The sequence below is a fragment of the Mucilaginibacter sp. P25 genome (genome assembly GCF_050859465.1).
GTDB lineage: Bacteria > Bacteroidota > Bacteroidia > Sphingobacteriales > Sphingobacteriaceae > Mucilaginibacter > Mucilaginibacter gossypii.
On record NZ_CP193937.1, the window covers coordinates 3,174,688 to 3,191,680 of the forward strand.

General features: G+C 44.5%; 14 protein-coding genes. 12 read left to right on the forward strand and 2 right to left on the reverse strand.

Features of this window, described 5'->3' with window-relative positions; translation table 11 throughout:
• Positions 1-4: 4 nt before the first annotated feature.
• The 12 genes from ACRQ5D_RS16255 (at position 5) to ACRQ5D_RS16310 (ending at position 15,501) form a co-directional block, all read left to right on the forward strand.
• Entirely contained in the window at positions 5-2,812 is a 2,808-nt protein-coding gene (locus ACRQ5D_RS16255; protein ID WP_091172343.1) for a glycoside hydrolase family 95 protein, read from the forward strand.
• A gap of 3 nt (positions 2,813-2,815) precedes the next feature.
• Positions 2,816-5,458, forward strand: a complete 2,643-nt coding sequence (locus tag ACRQ5D_RS16260) for a malectin domain-containing carbohydrate-binding protein (RefSeq protein ID WP_432329528.1) — start codon at positions 2,816-2,818, stop codon at positions 5,456-5,458.
• Positions 5,452-6,111 carry a hypothetical protein gene (locus tag ACRQ5D_RS16265; protein WP_432329530.1) on the forward strand — a complete coding sequence of 220 codons (660 nt, stop codon included), beginning with the start codon at positions 5,452-5,454 and terminating at the stop codon, positions 6,109-6,111. Before ACRQ5D_RS16260 ends, ACRQ5D_RS16265 begins: the two co-directional genes overlap by 7 nt.
• Before the next feature lie 29 nt (positions 6,112-6,140).
• Positions 6,141-6,419 (forward strand): hypothetical protein, encoded by a 279-nt coding sequence (locus ACRQ5D_RS16270; protein WP_431199992.1) that lies wholly within the window; start codon positions 6,141-6,143, stop codon positions 6,417-6,419.
• Positions 6,420-6,428: 9 nt separating this feature from the next.
• On the forward strand, positions 6,429-6,857 hold the full coding sequence (locus ACRQ5D_RS16275; protein WP_431199993.1) for a hypothetical protein: 429 nt from the start codon (positions 6,429-6,431) through the stop codon (positions 6,855-6,857).
• A gap of 86 nt (positions 6,858-6,943) precedes the next feature.
• Complete coding sequence (locus ACRQ5D_RS16280; RefSeq protein WP_432329532.1) at positions 6,944-7,630, forward strand: alpha-L-rhamnosidase N-terminal domain-containing protein; 687 nt, start codon at positions 6,944-6,946, stop codon at positions 7,628-7,630.
• Entirely contained in the window at positions 7,603-9,189 is a 1,587-nt protein-coding gene (locus ACRQ5D_RS16285; RefSeq protein WP_432329534.1) for a family 78 glycoside hydrolase catalytic domain, read from the forward strand. Before ACRQ5D_RS16280 ends, ACRQ5D_RS16285 begins: the two co-directional genes overlap by 28 nt.
• A gap of 14 nt (positions 9,190-9,203) precedes the next feature.
• On the forward strand, positions 9,204-10,325 hold the full coding sequence (locus tag ACRQ5D_RS16290) for a glycosylase (protein WP_091172336.1): 1,122 nt from the start codon (positions 9,204-9,206) through the stop codon (positions 10,323-10,325).
• A 68-nt stretch (positions 10,326-10,393) separates the two neighbouring features.
• The gene (locus ACRQ5D_RS16295) at positions 10,394-11,494 is read left to right on the forward strand and encodes a sugar-binding domain-containing protein (protein ID WP_432329536.1); all 1,101 of its coding nucleotides are present in this window, start codon (positions 10,394-10,396) and stop codon (positions 11,492-11,494) included.
• On the forward strand, positions 11,437-12,723 hold the full coding sequence (locus ACRQ5D_RS16300) for a DUF4982 domain-containing protein (protein ID WP_432329537.1): 1,287 nt from the start codon (positions 11,437-11,439) through the stop codon (positions 12,721-12,723). Before ACRQ5D_RS16295 ends, ACRQ5D_RS16300 begins: the two co-directional genes overlap by 58 nt.
• 284 nt (positions 12,724-13,007) lie before the next feature.
• Positions 13,008-14,564 (forward strand): sodium:solute symporter, encoded by a 1,557-nt coding sequence (locus tag ACRQ5D_RS16305; protein ID WP_091172333.1) that lies wholly within the window; start codon positions 13,008-13,010, stop codon positions 14,562-14,564.
• Positions 14,565-14,574: 10 nt separating this feature from the next.
• A complete protein-coding gene (locus ACRQ5D_RS16310) occupies positions 14,575-15,501 on the forward strand; it encodes a dihydrodipicolinate synthase family protein (protein ID WP_091172331.1) in 927 nt (308 codons plus the stop codon).
• Positions 15,502-15,696: 195 nt separating this feature from the next.
• Here ACRQ5D_RS16310 and ACRQ5D_RS16315 read toward each other — a convergent pair whose 3' ends face one another.
• Both ACRQ5D_RS16315 and ACRQ5D_RS16320 read right to left on the reverse strand, forming a co-directional pair.
• Complete coding sequence (locus tag ACRQ5D_RS16315) at positions 15,697-16,350, reverse strand: helix-turn-helix domain-containing protein (RefSeq protein ID WP_432329539.1); 654 nt, start codon at positions 16,348-16,350, stop codon at positions 15,697-15,699.
• Positions 16,325-16,591: an AraC family ligand binding domain-containing protein gene (locus ACRQ5D_RS16320; RefSeq protein WP_432329541.1), complete on the reverse strand. Its 267-nt coding sequence runs from the start codon at positions 16,589-16,591 to the stop codon at positions 16,325-16,327. The genes ACRQ5D_RS16315 and ACRQ5D_RS16320 overlap by 26 nt, the downstream gene beginning before the upstream one ends.
• Between the last annotated feature and the right edge of the window lie 402 nt (positions 16,592-16,993).

Genomic DNA, 16,993 nt, shown 5'->3' on the forward strand with positions numbered 1-16,993 from the left:
ATTTATGAATAGCAGGAAGGGTTTTTGTATTGCGATTTTATTGTTTGGAGTTGTACAGGTTTTTGCCCAGCAGCCCCTGAAACTTTGGTATAAGCAACCCGCCGAAAAATGGACTGATGCCTTGCCCATTGGCAACGGCAGGATAGGAGGGATGATTTACGGCGGCGTTAATGAAGACCATATCCAATACAACGAACAAAGTCTATGGACAGGCGGCCCCCGCGATTATAACCGTAAAGGTGCCGTGAAATATCTGGAGCCTATACGCAAACTCCTCGCCGAAGGTAAGCAGGCCGAAGCAGAAGCCATGGCCCAGCAGCATTTTATGGGGATGAAGAGCAATGAAGCCACTTATGCGGTTGATTCGGCGAAATGGTTCAATATGATGAGCTCATACCATTTACCGCAGGACGTGCTATTTCATGATAATAACCTTAGAACTATCAATTTGCCAATTGAACAGGGCTGGGAAATAACACCCGGTTTTGAAGGTTTGGATGGAGCAGTTTGGTTTATTAAGCATTTTAATATTCCTTCCGGTTGGAAAGGGAAAAATATCTTGATTAGTTTAGGCAGGATACGTGATATAGACCGGACCTGGCTTAACGGAAATTACATCGGCACAACATCGGGTAACGCTTACAGGAAATACATTATCCCTTCTGATAAGGTACATATCGGCGAAAACAGGATCGCTGTACAGGTAGTTAATTTTTACGATAAAGGTGGACTTACAAGCAACGCTAAAACTTTATCTGTTTATCCTGAAGGGGAAGAGAAAAATATGGTTAGTCTTGCGGGTGCCTGGCGGTATCAGGTGCAGGATGATAACCCTCCGGCTTGCCCCCGTTACAATGCCGATTACCAGCCCTTTGCTGATTTGTACCTGCAATTTCGCAAACAGGATGTAACTGATTATAAACGCGATATGGACCTTACAAACGCCACGGCTCATGTAAGCTACAAAGCCGATGGCGTTACCTACACCCGCGAATATTTCAGTAGTGCGCCTGATCAAGTAATGGCCGTACATCTTACTGCTGATAAACCCGGCAAAGTTACACTGAAGGTTTTATTAAGCACTCTGCATAAAAACTACATTACCCGTAAAATCGATGATCACACGCTTGCGTTGTCTTTAAAAGTAAAAGACGGCGTTTTACGTGGTGTAAGCTATCTGCATATACAGGCAGCAGGTGGAAAGGTTGTAGTCGATTCAAAAAATATATCGGTTACCGGAGCTAATGAGGCTACATTTTACCTTACAGCGGCAACCAATTTTAAAAACTATCATGATGTATCGGGTAACCCGGAGGCTATCTGCAGAAAACAAATTACAGCGATAGCCACTAAGAGTTATGCAAGTATCAAAGCTGCTCACATCAGGAATTATCAACAGTATTTCAATACTTTTTCCATTGATTTAGGTAAAGGAGAAAACGCCGAACTACCGACGGATGAGCGGATCCTGAAGTTTAGCCAGTCGCCCGATCCTTCGTTTATTAGTCTGTACGCGCAATATGGCAGGTATTTACTGATCTCCTCATCCCGACCGGGCGGTGGCCCGGCGAATTTGCAGGGTTTGTGGAATAACCTGCTTACACCACCATGGGGTAGTAAGTTCACCACCAATATTAACCTCGAAATGAATTATTGGCCTGCCGAAGGACTTAACTTATCGGCTTGCAGTCAGCCGTTTTTTAGTATCGTTGATGACCTTTCCAAAACCGGGCATGAAACGGCGGTTGAACACTATGGTGCACCGGGCTGGGTATTGCACCATAATACGGATTTATGGCGCGGCACTGCACCTGTTAACGCATCCAATCATGGCATTTGGGTTAGCGGCGCTGCCTGGCTTTGCCATCAGTTATGGGAGCATTATTTATACACAGGTGATCAGGATTTTTTGCAAAAGCGGGCTTATCCCGAAATGAAAGGTGCCGCGGAGTTTTTCGCCCACTTTTTAGTGAAAGATCCTAAAACCGGCTATCTCATCAGCACGCCATCTAACTCGCCGGAGCATAGGGGTTTGGTTGCGGGGCCAACGATGGATCACCAGATCATCCGCGACCTGTTCAAAAACTGCATGGAAGCTGCCAAAGTGTTGAATATCGATAAGGCTTTTGCCGATACATTAAAACTCAAATACAGCCGGATAGCACCGAATAAAATTGGCAGATACGGCCAGTTACAGGAATGGCTTGAAGATAAGGACGATACCACGGATACCCACCGGCATGTTTCGCATATGTGGGGTGTCTATCCCGGCACTGAGATCTCGCTTAAAACTCCCGAACTGTTAAAGGCCGCCGAACAATCTATGAAATACCGTGGCGATGAAGGCACTGGCTGGAGTATCGCCTGGAAAGTAAACATCTGGGCGCGGATGCACGAGGGAGATCACGCTTATTTGATGTTAACTAAACTACTGTCGCCCGCGGATGTAACCTCGGGTAAGGAGAAAGGCGGCGTTTACCATAACCTGTTCGATGCGCACCCACCGTTTCAGATTGATGGCAATTTTGGCGGCGCCGCAGGTTTGGCCGAAATGCTTTTACAAAGTCAGGGTGATGTTATTGAACTGCTCCCGGCTTTACCAACTGCCTTACCGCAGGGCAGCATTAAAGGTATTTGCGCAAGAGGTGGTTTTGTACTTGATTTTGAATGGCAAAATGGTCGGTTGAAAAGCCTGCAGGTAATCTCCAAGCTGGGTAAAACTTGCCGGTTAAACTACGCCGGAAAGATCATCAATATTGAAACTCAAAAAGGTAAAAACTATCGCTTTAATGCCGATCTGAAACAATTATAAAAGATGGCGGCGACGAAAATCTATCATACGCAAAATTATAGGCTGATCTGCCGGGTCGCTTTTCTATTATTGCTTTGTCTGGTTAATCTGAAGGTTATCGCCCAACAAAATATCCGCAGGGATATCGCGCTAAACACCAACTGGAAAAGCATTGCCGATGATAATAACCCAAAAGCTAATGCCGGTTTTGAGCAAACCGGTTTTAATGATGCTAAATGGGAAACGGTAAATGTTCCTCATAACTGGGATACCTACGGTGGCTATCGCCGACTGAAACATGGCAACAGGCATGGCACCGCATGGTACCGCAAAATATTCCCGCTTGAAAGTAAACAAAACGATAAACGTTATTTCCTTTGTTTTGAGGGCGTTAGTTCTTATGCTACAGTCTGGCTCAACGGTAAACAGGTTGGCTATCATACGGGCGGGCGCACGTCATTTACCATTGATGTAACGGATGCTATCAAAGCAGGCAAACAAAATCTGTTATGCGTTAAGGCTGATCACCCTTCGTTTATCAAAGATTTGCCATGGGTTTGTGGGGCCTGTTCGGATGACCCCGGTTTTTCGGAAGGTTCGCAGCCGATGGGTATTTTCAGACCGGTGCATTTGATGGTTACCAATGCTGTCAGGGTGGAACCTTTTGGCGTACACATCTGGAACGATACCACCGTCCGTGAAAAATCGGCTACGCTTTATCTCGAAACTGAAGTTAAAAACTACAGTGGTAAGCCATCTGCAATAACCGTGACAAACAACCTGGTTGATGCCGCTGGCAAAACTATCGCGCAAGCAAAAGCAAAAAAAATATTAAAAGCCGGTGAGGTTAATACGGTAAGTCAACAATTTTCCGATGTTAAAAACGTGCAACTATGGACATTAGAGAAACCTTACCTGTATCATGTAGTAACGGAAATTTGGGCCGATGGAAAATTGATTGACAGAACTCAAACCTCTTACGGTATCCGGTGGATTAGCTGGCCCATCGGCAGAAATAATAACGACAATCGTTTTTATCTCAATGGCAAACCTGTTTTTATCAATGGCATTGCCGAGTACGAACACCTGATGGGTAAAAGCCAGGCTTTTGAAGCGCAGGAAATCAAAGCCAGGGTAATGCAGGTAAAAGCAGCTGGTTTTAATGCTTTTCGGGATGCTCATCAGCCTCATAACCTCGCCTATCAGCAGTATTGGGATAAGCTGGGCATTTTATGGTGGCCACAGTATTCGGCACATATCTGGTATGATTCGCCGGAGTTCAGGGCCAATTACAAAGCTTTACTGGTTGATTGGGTAAAGGAACGGCGCAACAGTCCTTCGGTGATATTATGGGGATTACAGAACGAAAGCAAGTTACCGACTGATTTTGCCCGCGAATGCAGCGATCTCATCCGTAAGCTTGACCCCACAGCCTCATCGCAACGCAAAATAACAACCTGCAACGGCGGAGAAGGCACCGATTGGGACGTGCCCCAAAACTGGACAGGCACTTACGGAGGTAATCCGCTCACCTACGGCGATGACTTGAAAAAACAAATTTTAGTAGGTGAGTACGGCGCATGGCGAAGCCTTGGTTTACATACCGAAGGCCCTTTCAATGCAAATGGGCCGCTGAGTGAAGACCGCATGACCCAATTGATGGAAACCAAAGTCCGCCTGGCCGAGTCTGTAAAAGATCAGGTTGCGGGGCATTTTCAATGGCTGCTCTATTCGCATGAAAACCCTGGTCGCACACAAGGCGGCGAAGGGCAGCGGGAACTGGATAGGGTTGGCCCTGTTAACTATAAAGGTTTGTTTACACCTTGGGGGCAGCCAACCGATGCGTTTTACATGTACAGGGCCAATTATGCGCCTAAAGGTAGCGAGCCGATGGTTTACATTGTATCGCACACCTGGCCCAACCGCTGGCTTACTCCGGGGAAAAAGGATAGTATAATTGTTTACTCCAATTGCGATGAGGTTGAGCTTTTTAATGATCTCAACCATGAATCATTAGGCATACGAAAACGACAGGGGATCGGCACACATTTTCAATGGGATGGCGCGGATATTAAATATAATGTGCTGTATGCTGTGGGATATATTAATGGTAAGCAGGTAGCGCATGATGAGATCATGCTGAACCATCTGCCACAAGCACCCCATTTGCCAAAAGAGGATCCCGCTATCCTGAAGCCCGAAGCAGGTTATAACTATTTGTATCGCCTCAATTGCGGAGGACCGGATTACAACGATACCTACGGCAATACCTGGATGGCCGACAAACACCAGGATAATAAACACCAACCCGGCTCCACATCATGGACGGATGATTATCCGGGTATGCCCCAGTTTTTTGCCAGTCAGCAACGCACTTTCGATAGAATTGGTAATACGGCTGATGATGCCTTGTTCCAAACATTCAGGTATGGTTTGAATAAATTGAAATTCAACTTCCCGGTGCCGGACGGTGATTATCATATCGAACTATATTTTACCGAACCCTGGTATGGCACAGGCGGCGGGATGGATTGTTCAGGTTGGCGTTTATTTGATATAGCTGTGAACGGCAAAACCATGATCCGTAATCTGGATATCTGGAAAGAAGGTGGGTATGACAAGGCACTTAAAAAAGTATCACTGCGCATGTTACAGGCGGGATGCTAAGCATATCTTTTCCAAACGCAGCAGCAGGCGAGGCGATCATATCCGCCATCGCCATCAGTACTTCAAATAAGACGGTAAAGCCACAACAAGGAAGCAAAGGAATAATCTACCAATTACAGGGCAACAATAAATGGGTAATAAAAAGCTGGATGGATATCGGCCAAAAACAATATACTGATGCCGGGGTAACTTTTAATGATCTGCCTCCAATATTTTATGGTGCGGATTGGATAAGTTGCCTCTTCCAACCCTCCCCGGAAGGGAGGGTTTTAAAAGTCTCCCCTTCCGGGGGCGATTTAGAGGGGGCTTTTGGTTCATTTACTCTGAATGCTGATGCCGATGTATATGTTGCTATGGATGTACAGGCATCTCAAAGGACAGATTGGGTTGCCGATTATGAAAACACCGGTTTATTTGTAAAAAATGATGCCAATGGAGGGAGTCGACTGGCTGTTTACAGGAAGCGTTTTAAAAGGGCTGATGTAGTTAAGTTAGGTGAAAATAAAAGCAGGTTCATGTACACTGTGGTGGTGCTGCCTGTTACTTCGCTGCAACCTGCTACCGATCTTCGTAAAACCATAAGTTATAAGGCGGAGACGGCTGAGATAAAAGGCGATGGTTTAAAAGCCGACACCCTGAACGGAAAAAAGTAATTAAATTTAACAGCGGTGCGGGCGGCAGTGTGGCATTCGCGTTAACGCCGGGTGTTGCCGATCTGTATGCCTTGCGCATAAAATATTATAATCAGAGCAATCAAACTTTTACGGCAAAAATGCAATTACTGGCCGCCGATGGTACGGTGATGAAGGAGGAAGAACTGGGTTTTAAACCGGTTGCCAAAAATAAATCGGGCACGGTTGCAACCAATACGGGCACAAGTATCAACGCGGGGAATTATAAGCTGGTAATCACGGGCATAAAAGCTGATGGTTTGGCTGTTTCGGGTATCGAAATGCAATAAATTATTAACATGAAAAAAAGGATCAGCCTGTTGTTTTTGTTACTGCCCCTCGGCCTTTTTGCGCAAAGCCTGAAGGTGTTAAACCTGCAATGCGAGTACAAAACCAATCCGTTGGGTATCGAATCGCTTAAGCCAAAGCTGAGCTGGCAAATGCAAAGCGATGCCCACAGCACCCTGCAAACCGCTTACCGGGTTTTGGTTGCCGGTGACGCTGCTAAACTCAAAAGTAATATTGCCGATATATGGGATTCGGGAAAGGTATCATCCGGTGCATCGCTGCAGGTTTCATGTAATGGTAAGCCTATGCAAGCCGCAAAAACATATTACTGGAAGGTAATGGTTTGGGACAACCATGGCAAAGCATCGGCATGGAGTAATACTGCCAGCTGGCAAATGGGCCTGCTTACAAAAAAGACTGGCATGGTGCCGATTGGATAGCTTATGATAAATTACATGATTCATCGGTCATTGTTCCCTTTTATCATGGTAAAGGGCCTAAAAAGCTGGGTGCAGCCAATGATGTTTTGCCTTTAATACGCAAGAATTTTAATGTTGATGGCAAGCTTAAAAAAGCCACGCTTTATATATGCGGGTTAGGTCATTTTGAGCTAAGCCTGAATGGTAAAAAAGTTAGCGATCATTTCCTTGATCCCGGGTGGACAAAATATGATAAGCAGGCACTATATGTGCCTTTTGATGTAACCAGTCAACTTCTTTCGGGAAAAAATACTATTGGCGTAATGCTTGGCAATGGATTTTATTACATTCCGCGGGATAAACGTTATCGCAAGCTCACCGGTGCCTTTGGTTATCCTAAAATGATTTGCCGTTTGATGCTGGAATATGATAACGGCAAGGTAGAAAATGTTGTTAGTGATGGCTCATGGAAAACGGCACCTTCGCCGGTTACTTTCAGCAGCATTTATGGTGGCGAGGATTATAACGCCAACTTTGAGCAATCGGGTTGGAATACAAACAATTTTGACGACTTAAAATGGCGAAATGTTGTTAAAGTAGATGGCATACCCGAATTGAGCGCGCAAATGGCGGAGCCTTTGAAGATCATGCAGGTGTTGAAGCCTCGAAGTAAAAAGCAACTGGCTAATGGCGCATGGATCTATGATTTGGGTCAAAATTTTTCAGGAATCCCACAGATTAGTCTTCTGGGTAAAAAGGGGATACTGTGCGCATTATCCCCGCCGAACTGGTAAATGAGGATGGCAGCGCCAATCAAAAAGCCTCGGGCAGTCCGCATTATTATGATTATGTGTTGAAGGGTGATGGTATTGAAACCTGGCATCCCCTGTTTACTTATTACGGTTTCAGGTATTTGCAGGTGCAGGGTGCCGCGCCTCAAGGGGAAACCAATGTATCGAAGCGCCCCGTGATTGTTGATATTAAAGGATTGCACATGCGCAACTCAGCAGAAACCGTGGGCAGTTTTGCCTGCTCAAATGAACTGTTTAACAAAACGTTTAAGCTGATTGACTGGGCCATGAAAAGCAACATGGCCAGCGTATTTACCGATTGTCCTCACCGCGAAAAATTGGGCTGGCTGGAAGAAGCGCACCTGGTGGGCAGTTCCCTGCATTACAATTATGATATCGTGGGCCTGGCACGCAAGTGTATTAATGATATGCGCATTTCCCAAACAGAGGATGGATTGATCCCCGAAATTTCGCCTGAATATGTAAAGTTTGACGAGCCTTTTCGCGATTCGCCTGAGTGGGGGAGCAACGCGGTGATTTTGACGTGGTATGTATACCAGTGGTATGGTGATAAGGAAGTGCTTGCTCAAAACTATGATATGATCAAGCGTTACCTGGCCTATCTCGATAAAAAATCAAAAAATCATTTGCTGTATCAGGGGTTGGGCGATTGGTATGATCTTGGTCCAAATCCTCCCGGCGTTTCGCAGTTAACACCACAAGGAATTACGGCAACTTCGCTGTATTATTATGACCTTGATATAGCCGGAAAAATAGCTACGCTGCTTGGCAAAAACGATGATGCCGCATCTTACAAGAAACTGGCTGATGAAGTAAAACAGGCCTATAACAAAACGTTTTTTAATACTGACACTAAACAATACGGCACAGGCAGTCAGGCGGCCAACGCTATGTCGGTTTATGCCGGTTTGGTTGAGCCACAATATAAAGCAGCTGTAGTGAATAATATCGTAAAAGATATCCGCGGCAGAGGGAATGCCCTTACCGCAGGGGACATCGGTTATCGCTACCTGTTACGGGTTTTGGATGATGAAGGCCTTTCGGATGTGATCTATGATATGAACAGTCGTGCCGATGTGCCGGGCTATGGTTATCAACTGGCTCACGGTGCCACTGCCTTAACCGAATCGTGGGCGGCATTGCCTTCGGTATCCAACAACCATTTTATGTTGGGGCACCTGATGGAGTGGTTTTACAGCGGCCTGGCCGGGATCCGTCCGGCAGATGATGCCATCGCATTTAATAAAATCGAGATCAGGCCCGAAACTGTGGGTAATGTAACCTGGGCTAAGGCTAATTATAAATCGCCTTATGGCAATATTTCAAGCAGTTGGGCGAAGGGGCAGGGGCAGTTTAAACTGGAGGTGAACATCCCGGCAAATACTACCGCGAGTATCTTTCTGCCCGTGAAAAATAATGCAGCTATTATGGTCGATGGGCAAAATATTAAAACTCGCCACGATATCAAATTTATCGGTTATCACAATGGGAAGGCTGAAATCGAGGCAGGTTCAGGCAACTATACATTCATCGCCAAATAAATACTAAACAAACTATGAAACACATTTTCAAATCATCTGCATTCTTCGTTTGTACTTTTTTAATACTGAAGGTACATGCCCAGGAGGTACCCGAAAAGGTGATGAAAGATATTTACGAGCAGGTTAAAACGCCTTACAAATATGGCCTGGTGATAGCGCCCGAAGACAACAGTCAGAAAGCTGATTGCCCTACGGTTTTTCGCCAGGGTGACGGCTGGTATATGAGCTACATCATTTTCAATGGACGCGGTTATGAAACCTGGCTGGCTGATAGTAAGGACCTGCTGCACTGGAAAACCCGTGGCCGCATCCTGTCATTTTCGGATGATACTACCAAATGGGACAATAATCAAAAAGCTGGTTATGTAGGTTTGCAGGATTATAAATGGGGAGGTTCGTACAAATTGCAGCAGTATAATGGCAAATATTGGTTATCGTACTTCGGCGGGCAAAGCAAAGGCTATGAGAAAGGTTTGCTATCCGTAAGTGTGGCTTCTACCGATAAAGATCCGGGTACGGTTCACGAGTGGCAGGGATTAGATCATCCGGTATTGTCAAGTATTGATAAAGATGTAAGCTGGTGGGATAACCATACCCAATATAAGCAAACCGTAATCTGGGATAAAAAGAAGCTTACCGGTCACCCTTTCATTATGTACTATAATGCGAATGGCGATAGCGTAAACAAAAAGCGTGGTGCCGAGCGGATTGGCATGGCCGTATCGGATGATATGCTACACTGGAGGCGTTTTGGTAAAGACCCGGTATTGAATCACGGCGACGGGATAACAGGTGATCCATATATTCAACAGATAGGCAACGTATATGTAATGTTCTATTTTGGTGCTTTCTGGAAAACCGGCGACTCAGGCGTGTTTAATCGCTTTGCCTGCTCATACGACCTGGTACACTGGACAGATTGGACAGGGGAGAAACTCATTCAATCGTCTGAACCTTATGATAATATGTTTGCCCATAAATCGTGTGTGGTGAAGCATAAAGGCTTGGTTTATCATTTTTATTGCGCTGTAAACAAAGCCGATCAGCGCGGTATAGCGGTAGCTGTGTCGAAAGATCTGGGTAAAAGCGAGCTCAACTTTGTTGCGCCGCCTGTTAAAAAAAGCAAATCCAAATAATGAGGCTACGTTGTCTATATACACTGTGTTTAGTGTTTTTCGCGGCTGGTTTTGTATCTGCCCAAAAGGTGCGCAAAACCGAGAGTTTTAACGCCGGCTGGAAGTTTTTTCTGGGCGATGATGCCGCAGCAAACGCCATAAAGTATGACGATCGCCGCTGGCGGAAACTCGATCTTCCGCATGATTGGAGCATCGAAGGTAAATTCGACAGTAAAAATCCTACTACACAGGCCGAAGGTGGATTGCCAGCCGGCATTGGTTGGTATCGCAAAAGTTTCCTGATCTCTGCATCGTCAAAAACAAAAACTATTTTGATTGATTTTGATGGTGTTTTTCATAACAGCGAGGTTTGGATAAATGGCCATTATTTAGGTAAACGGCCTAACGGCTATATTTCGTTCAGGTATGATTTAACGCCTTACCTTAAATTCGGTACACAGGAAAATGTGATAGCCGTGAGGGCTGATAACAGCGATCAGCCTAATTCTCGCTGGTATACCGGTTCAGGTATTTACCGTAATGTGTGGCTAACAACCGTTAATAAAACGCATCTGCCGCAATGGTCTTCATTTATAACTACGCCGCAGGTCGATCGGCAAAAAACAGAAATCCATATTCGCACAGTTTTACCGGTTTTCGTTAATTCAAAGTTTAAGCTCAAAGCTTCTGTTTTGGATGATAATGGCAAGATTGTTGGATCTGTCACTACTACCGTAAAGGACACTGTAATTCAACAAAACGTTCAGGTAAACAATCCTCAATTATGGTCGATAAATCACCCCTATCTGTATAAAGTAAAACTGCAGTTGTTTGCTGCTGATAAGGTTATCGATGATTACACAACTACCACAGGTATACGTTATTTCAACTTTGATGCAGATAAAGGATTTAGCCTAAATGGTGAGTCGATGAAGATTCTTGGCGTATGCCTGCACCACGATCAGGGGGCTTTGGGTACGGCTGTTAATACCCGCGCTATTGAGCGGCAATTGCAGATCTTAAAGGATATGGGTTGCAATGCTATCCGTACATCTCATAATCCTCCCGCGCCCGAATTACTCGACCTATGTGATAAAATGGGTTTCCTGGTGATGGACGAGGCTTTTGATATGTGGAAGAAGAAAAAAGCAAGCATGATTACCACGAAGATTGGGATAAATGGCATGTGAAAGACCTGCAAGACCAGGTTTTACGCGATCGTAACCATCCATCTGTTTTTGCATGGAGTATTGGTAACGAAATAAGGGAACAGTTTGATAGTACAGGTGTAAGTATTGGTCGCGAGCTGGTAAAAATTGTAAAGCAACTGGATAACACCAGGCCGGTTACATCGGCTTTGAGCGATGCTGATCCTAAAAAGAACTTTATTTACCAGTCGGGTGCGCTTGACCTGGTTGGTTTAAATTACCACCAGGAAGTATATGCCGATTTTCAGAAAAACTATCCCGGTCAAAAGTTTATCGGCACCGAAAATATGTCGGCCCTGGCAACACGGGGGCATTATGATATGCCGTCGGATAGTATCAGGCGCTGGCCAAAGGACGGTAAAACCCCGTTGAAGGATGGTAACGCCGACTTCACCGTATCATCGTATGATAATGTGTCGGCCTATTGGGGCTCAACGCACGAAGAGACCTGGAAGATCATTAAAAAGCATGATTTCCTTTCTGGACTTTTCGTGTGGACAGGCTTTGATTACATCGGCGAACCAACCCCGTACCTATGGCCTGCCCGCAGTTCGTACTTTGGCATTGTTGATCTGGCCGGTTTTCCCAAAGATGTTTATTACATGTACCAAAGCGAGTGGACAAGCAGGCCCGTTTTACACCTGTTACCGCATTGGAACTGGAAGCCCGGCCAGTTGATTGATGTGTGGGCTTATTACAACAATGCCGATGAGGTTGAAGCATTTCTGAACGGTAAATCGATAGGCGTAAAGAAGAAAACCGGCGATGACCTGCATGTGATGTGGCGTGTGAAATATGAACCGGGAGTATTAAAAGCCATATCGCGCCGTAATGGAAAAGTAGTGTTGACTACGCAGGTAGTCACAGCAGGCGAACCTTACAAAATACAGCTTAAGGCCGATCGGGATAAAATTAAAGCCGATAGTAAAGATCTTTCTTACATTACCGTATCTGTTTTGGATAAAAACAATGTTCCGGTGCCCGATGCTAATCAATTGGTGAAATTTAAAGTAACCGGACAAGGCATATTGAAAGGGGTGGATAATGGCTCACAAACAGATCTGGAACCTTTTGTATCTGATCAGCATCACCTGTTTAATGGTTTGGGATTGGCTATTATCCAATCTAAAGCTGTTGCCGGGAAAATTACCATTACTGCTACGGCTGATGGGTTGCAGGCGGCCCGGCTAATTATTGAAAGCGCACGTTGAGAAGCTGTTTCCAGCCGCCGCTTGGCTCCAGCCGAGTGGCAGCTATCAAGCGGCCTCTGGCCGCCGTAAACAAGTGTGGTGTATACCGGCCGGAGGCCGGAGAATCAGTTGCCACTCGGCTGGAGCCAAGCGGCGGCGTTTTTTGTTTGTATATTTATTTGTTGGTGATAATATCATACAATAGCAGGCGAAAATATTACAGTAAAGGTTAACTGCAGGACGTTAAATTTGTTATACAATTTTAAACCACAATACTAATTTTTACTGTACTACCCGATTAACGCATGAAAGTGTTGCCCGTGTTAGATTTTACCATTATAGGTATTTACCTTATAGCTATGGTGCTGGTGGGTTTTTATTTTTCGCGTAAAAATAAAAATGCCGAGCAGTTCACCGTTGCATCTGGTTTAATACCAGGCTGGGCTATCGGGTTATCCATTTATGCTACTTTTTTAAGCAGTAATACATTTTTAGGAGTGCCCGGCAAGGCCTACGGCGGCAACTGGAACGCTTTTGTGTTTAGCTTATCGATGCCATTTGCAGCCTGGATAGCGGTTAAATATTTTATACCATTTTATCGTAATACCGGTAACATCTCGGCTTATACGCATTTCGAAAAACGCTTTGGTCCCTGGGCAAGGGTTTATGCGGTTATTTGCTTTTTGCTTACGCAGATAGCCCGCATGGGATCTGTATTTTTTGGCATAGCGTTAAGTCTGCAGGCGCTTACCGGTCTGTCTATGAAGTCCATTATGGTGGTAATGGGAATCTCTATTATCCTGTACACAGTATCAGGAGGGATCAAAGCTGTGATCTGGACAGAAGTTGTGCAGGCTATCATCAAAACTTTAGGAGCCCTACTGATCATTTATTTGGTGGTAAACAGCATCCCCGGCGGCTTTGATAAGATCGTAGAAATTGGTAAAGCTGATCACAAATTCAGCCTGGGCAGTTTTTCATTGAACCTTACCGAACCAACTTTTTGGGTGATCCTGTTCTACGGTTTCTTCATCAATCTAAATAATTTTGGGATGGATCAAAATTATATCCAGCGTTATCATGCGGCTACATCTACTAAGCAGGCTGCCAAATCAGTTTGGCTTTGTGTTGGTATTTATGTGCCCGCTTCTTTCCTGTTTTTTGTAATAGGCTCATGCTTATACGCTTACTATAGGCAGCATCCCGATCTGATCTTAAGCCTTAAGCACCAGGTAGCTATTGAGCGCCTGCCTGCAACGGCTTCGGCAACAGATGTTTCGGTATTTATGAACAAATTAACCCCTGCCGATTACGGTGATAAGATCATGCCGCATTTTATGGTTACCAAAATCCCGGCAGGATTGGTTGGTATTATTGTAGCTGCTATTTTATCAGCTGCCATGAGCACCATCAGTTCGGGTATGAACTCATCGGCCACGGTTTTTACCATCGATATCTACAAAAGATATTTTAAACCACAACTTAATGATAAAAATACATTGAATGCATTGCATATCGGTACTGTGCTTTTTGGGTTTGCGGGTATGGCCGCCGGGATAGCCATGATAGGGGTAAAAAGCATTCTTGATTTATGGTGGCAGCTTTCGGGGATTTTTGCAGCAGGTATGCTCGGTTTGTTTTTGCTGGGCATTATCAGCAGGCAAACCCGTAACCATGAGGCCATCATTGCCAGTATCATAGGTGTTTTGGTGATCCTTTGGCTTACTTTTCCGTCACTCATTCCCGAGCAATACGCCGTTCTTCGCAGTACGCTCAATACCAACATGATCATTGTTGCGGGTACCCTCGCTATATTTTTAACGGGAATATTTTTAACCAAAACAAGGCAGTTAACAGTTTAATAATCATCAAATGGAACAATCAAAAAAGGGTTTTATCCCGGTAATGTTAACGCCTTTTAAAGATAACGGTGCTATTGATTATGCAGCGCTGACCCGCTTAACCGAAATGTACCTGCGCGCGGGTGCGGCTGGTGTGTTTGCCAATTGCCTGTCGAGCGAAATGTTTGAATTGAGTGGTGAGGAGCGGTTAGCAATTATCAAACACGTGGTTGAAACTGTTGACGGCGCTGTTCCTGTCGTGGCCACCGGTACCTTTGGCGGGCCAATTGAAAAACAAGCCGATTTTATAAAAAAGGTATATGATACAGGTACTTCGGCGGTGATTGCCATTACCAGTTTGCTGGCTGATGCCGATGAACCGGATGCTGTACTTAATGACCGTGTTTTTGAACTGTTCAATCATACTGAAAATATCCCTTTAGGCTTTTACGAATGCCCGGTGCCATACAAAAGGTTATTATCGGCAGAACAGCTTCATCATTTTGCAGCAACAGGCAGGGTAATATATCATAAAGATACCTGCCTTAAAATTGACGTGGTAAAACAGAAATTGGAGGCAAGCAAAGTTAATCCGGCGTTTGGGCTGTATGACGCTTACATGGTTCACGCGGTTGAATCGCTTAAAGCAGGTTCGGCGGGATTGTCATGTATTCAGGGGAATTTCTTCCCTGAGCTTATTGTATGGTTATGCAATCATTATGCCGATGCATCGTGCCAGCATGAGGTTGCCATGGTACAGGAATTTCTAACCGAAAATATGGATGTGATGCACAATGTTTACCCTGTTATTGCTAAATATTATCTTACTAAACGTGGGCTTAAAATTACAACCACCACCCGGCGCGATGTTGGTTATTTCTCGCCGGCCATCCGCAATAAAATAGAAGATCTTTACGCTAACTACACTACACTTCAAAGTGAGATCGGTATCTATTAGTCTTAAGTCGAAAGTCCTGTTTAATTCTGTTGTGAAGTTTTTACGTAGAGACGCATCACATACGTCTTCCATAGGACAAGCCGTTTTGTAATTCATTAAACCCTGGATTTGCATGCGTGAGACGCATGTGATGCGTCTCTACATTTTAAAACAGCCTGTTGGAACTTTTGGCTAACGACTTAATACTTAACCAAACTAAGCAGAAATTGCCTGCTTTTGTCCTTTAATATAACGGCGTTTATACTCAAGCGGGGTCATGCCGGTAACCCGTTTAAAGTGTCGGTAAAAATTAGAGATGTTGTTGTAACCGCATTCAAAGCACAAAACCTCGGTGGGTAATTTGTCCTCAATCAAAAAACGGCAGGCATGACTGATCCTGATCTCGGTTAAAAAATCAAAATACGTTTTCTTGGTCATCAGTTTAAAATACCGGCAAAAGGAGGTGACACTGAGGTTGCCGATGGCTGCTATTTTTTCCAGGCTGATCTCCTGTTTATAGTTGGCCAATGTATAGGAGCATACTTTATTGAGGCGGATAGTATCCGATTCGTTGGATTGATGAAAGTCACTGTGCGATAGCGTTATCGGTTCAAAGTCCTCGTTTTCGGCCAGCACTTTAAGTATCGATAGCAGGATAATGATCCTGTCGAGGTTGGTAGCTTCAGCCGCCTGCCGCATCAGTTTGGCCAGCTCGGTTCTTGCTTCACCCTTAATTACCATACCACTTTTGGCCTTTTCAAAAAGCTTGGGCAACATGAACGCTTCAGGTAAGTTTAACAAATAACGACCAAGGCAGTCGGGCAAAAAGTGGATCACGATCACCTCAACATTCAATCCGGATTCGGGCAAAAAATATCTCGTCCTTGCAGCGCCAGCAGTGTGGTAGGGCCTCTCCCAGCAATGTGATTTCGCCTGGCGAAAAATTGCTGATATTATCACCAATAAACCTAACCCCTTCGCCCTTTATTACGTAGTGTAATTCAAGCTCGGGATGGTAGTGCCAGATACCCCGGAAGGTGGGCAAAATATCATGCCTGATACTGAATGAATTTTGCGGTTTAACCGCAACCTTGAGAAAATGGGGCTTCATTTTGTAAAAATCAATAAAGATTAGCAGGTGAGCGGACAATTAAGTATGCGTCGCGCTGGTTTATATTTTAAAAGTAGTAATTTTTAATCAAACCCAATTTGCACGAATGTAATTTTCTTTTGACAAAAAATTACGTTAACACGAAAAGCGGGTTATGATAAGATTGTATAATAAATAGATAAATACAAATAGGAAAGGCAAAGGCTAACCATTGATATTTGTTAAAGCAACTTGTAAATCAGGCTGCAGGATACCAGGAAATATAAACCAATAAAATTAATTATACTTTTTATCAGGCTTTTAGAACTGACAAGATTTTAACAGTTAATTAATTGTGATATGAACAATTAATTGCGTAAAAAACGGCAGGGTACTATATACTTTTTTTAAGGGCTTTATAAA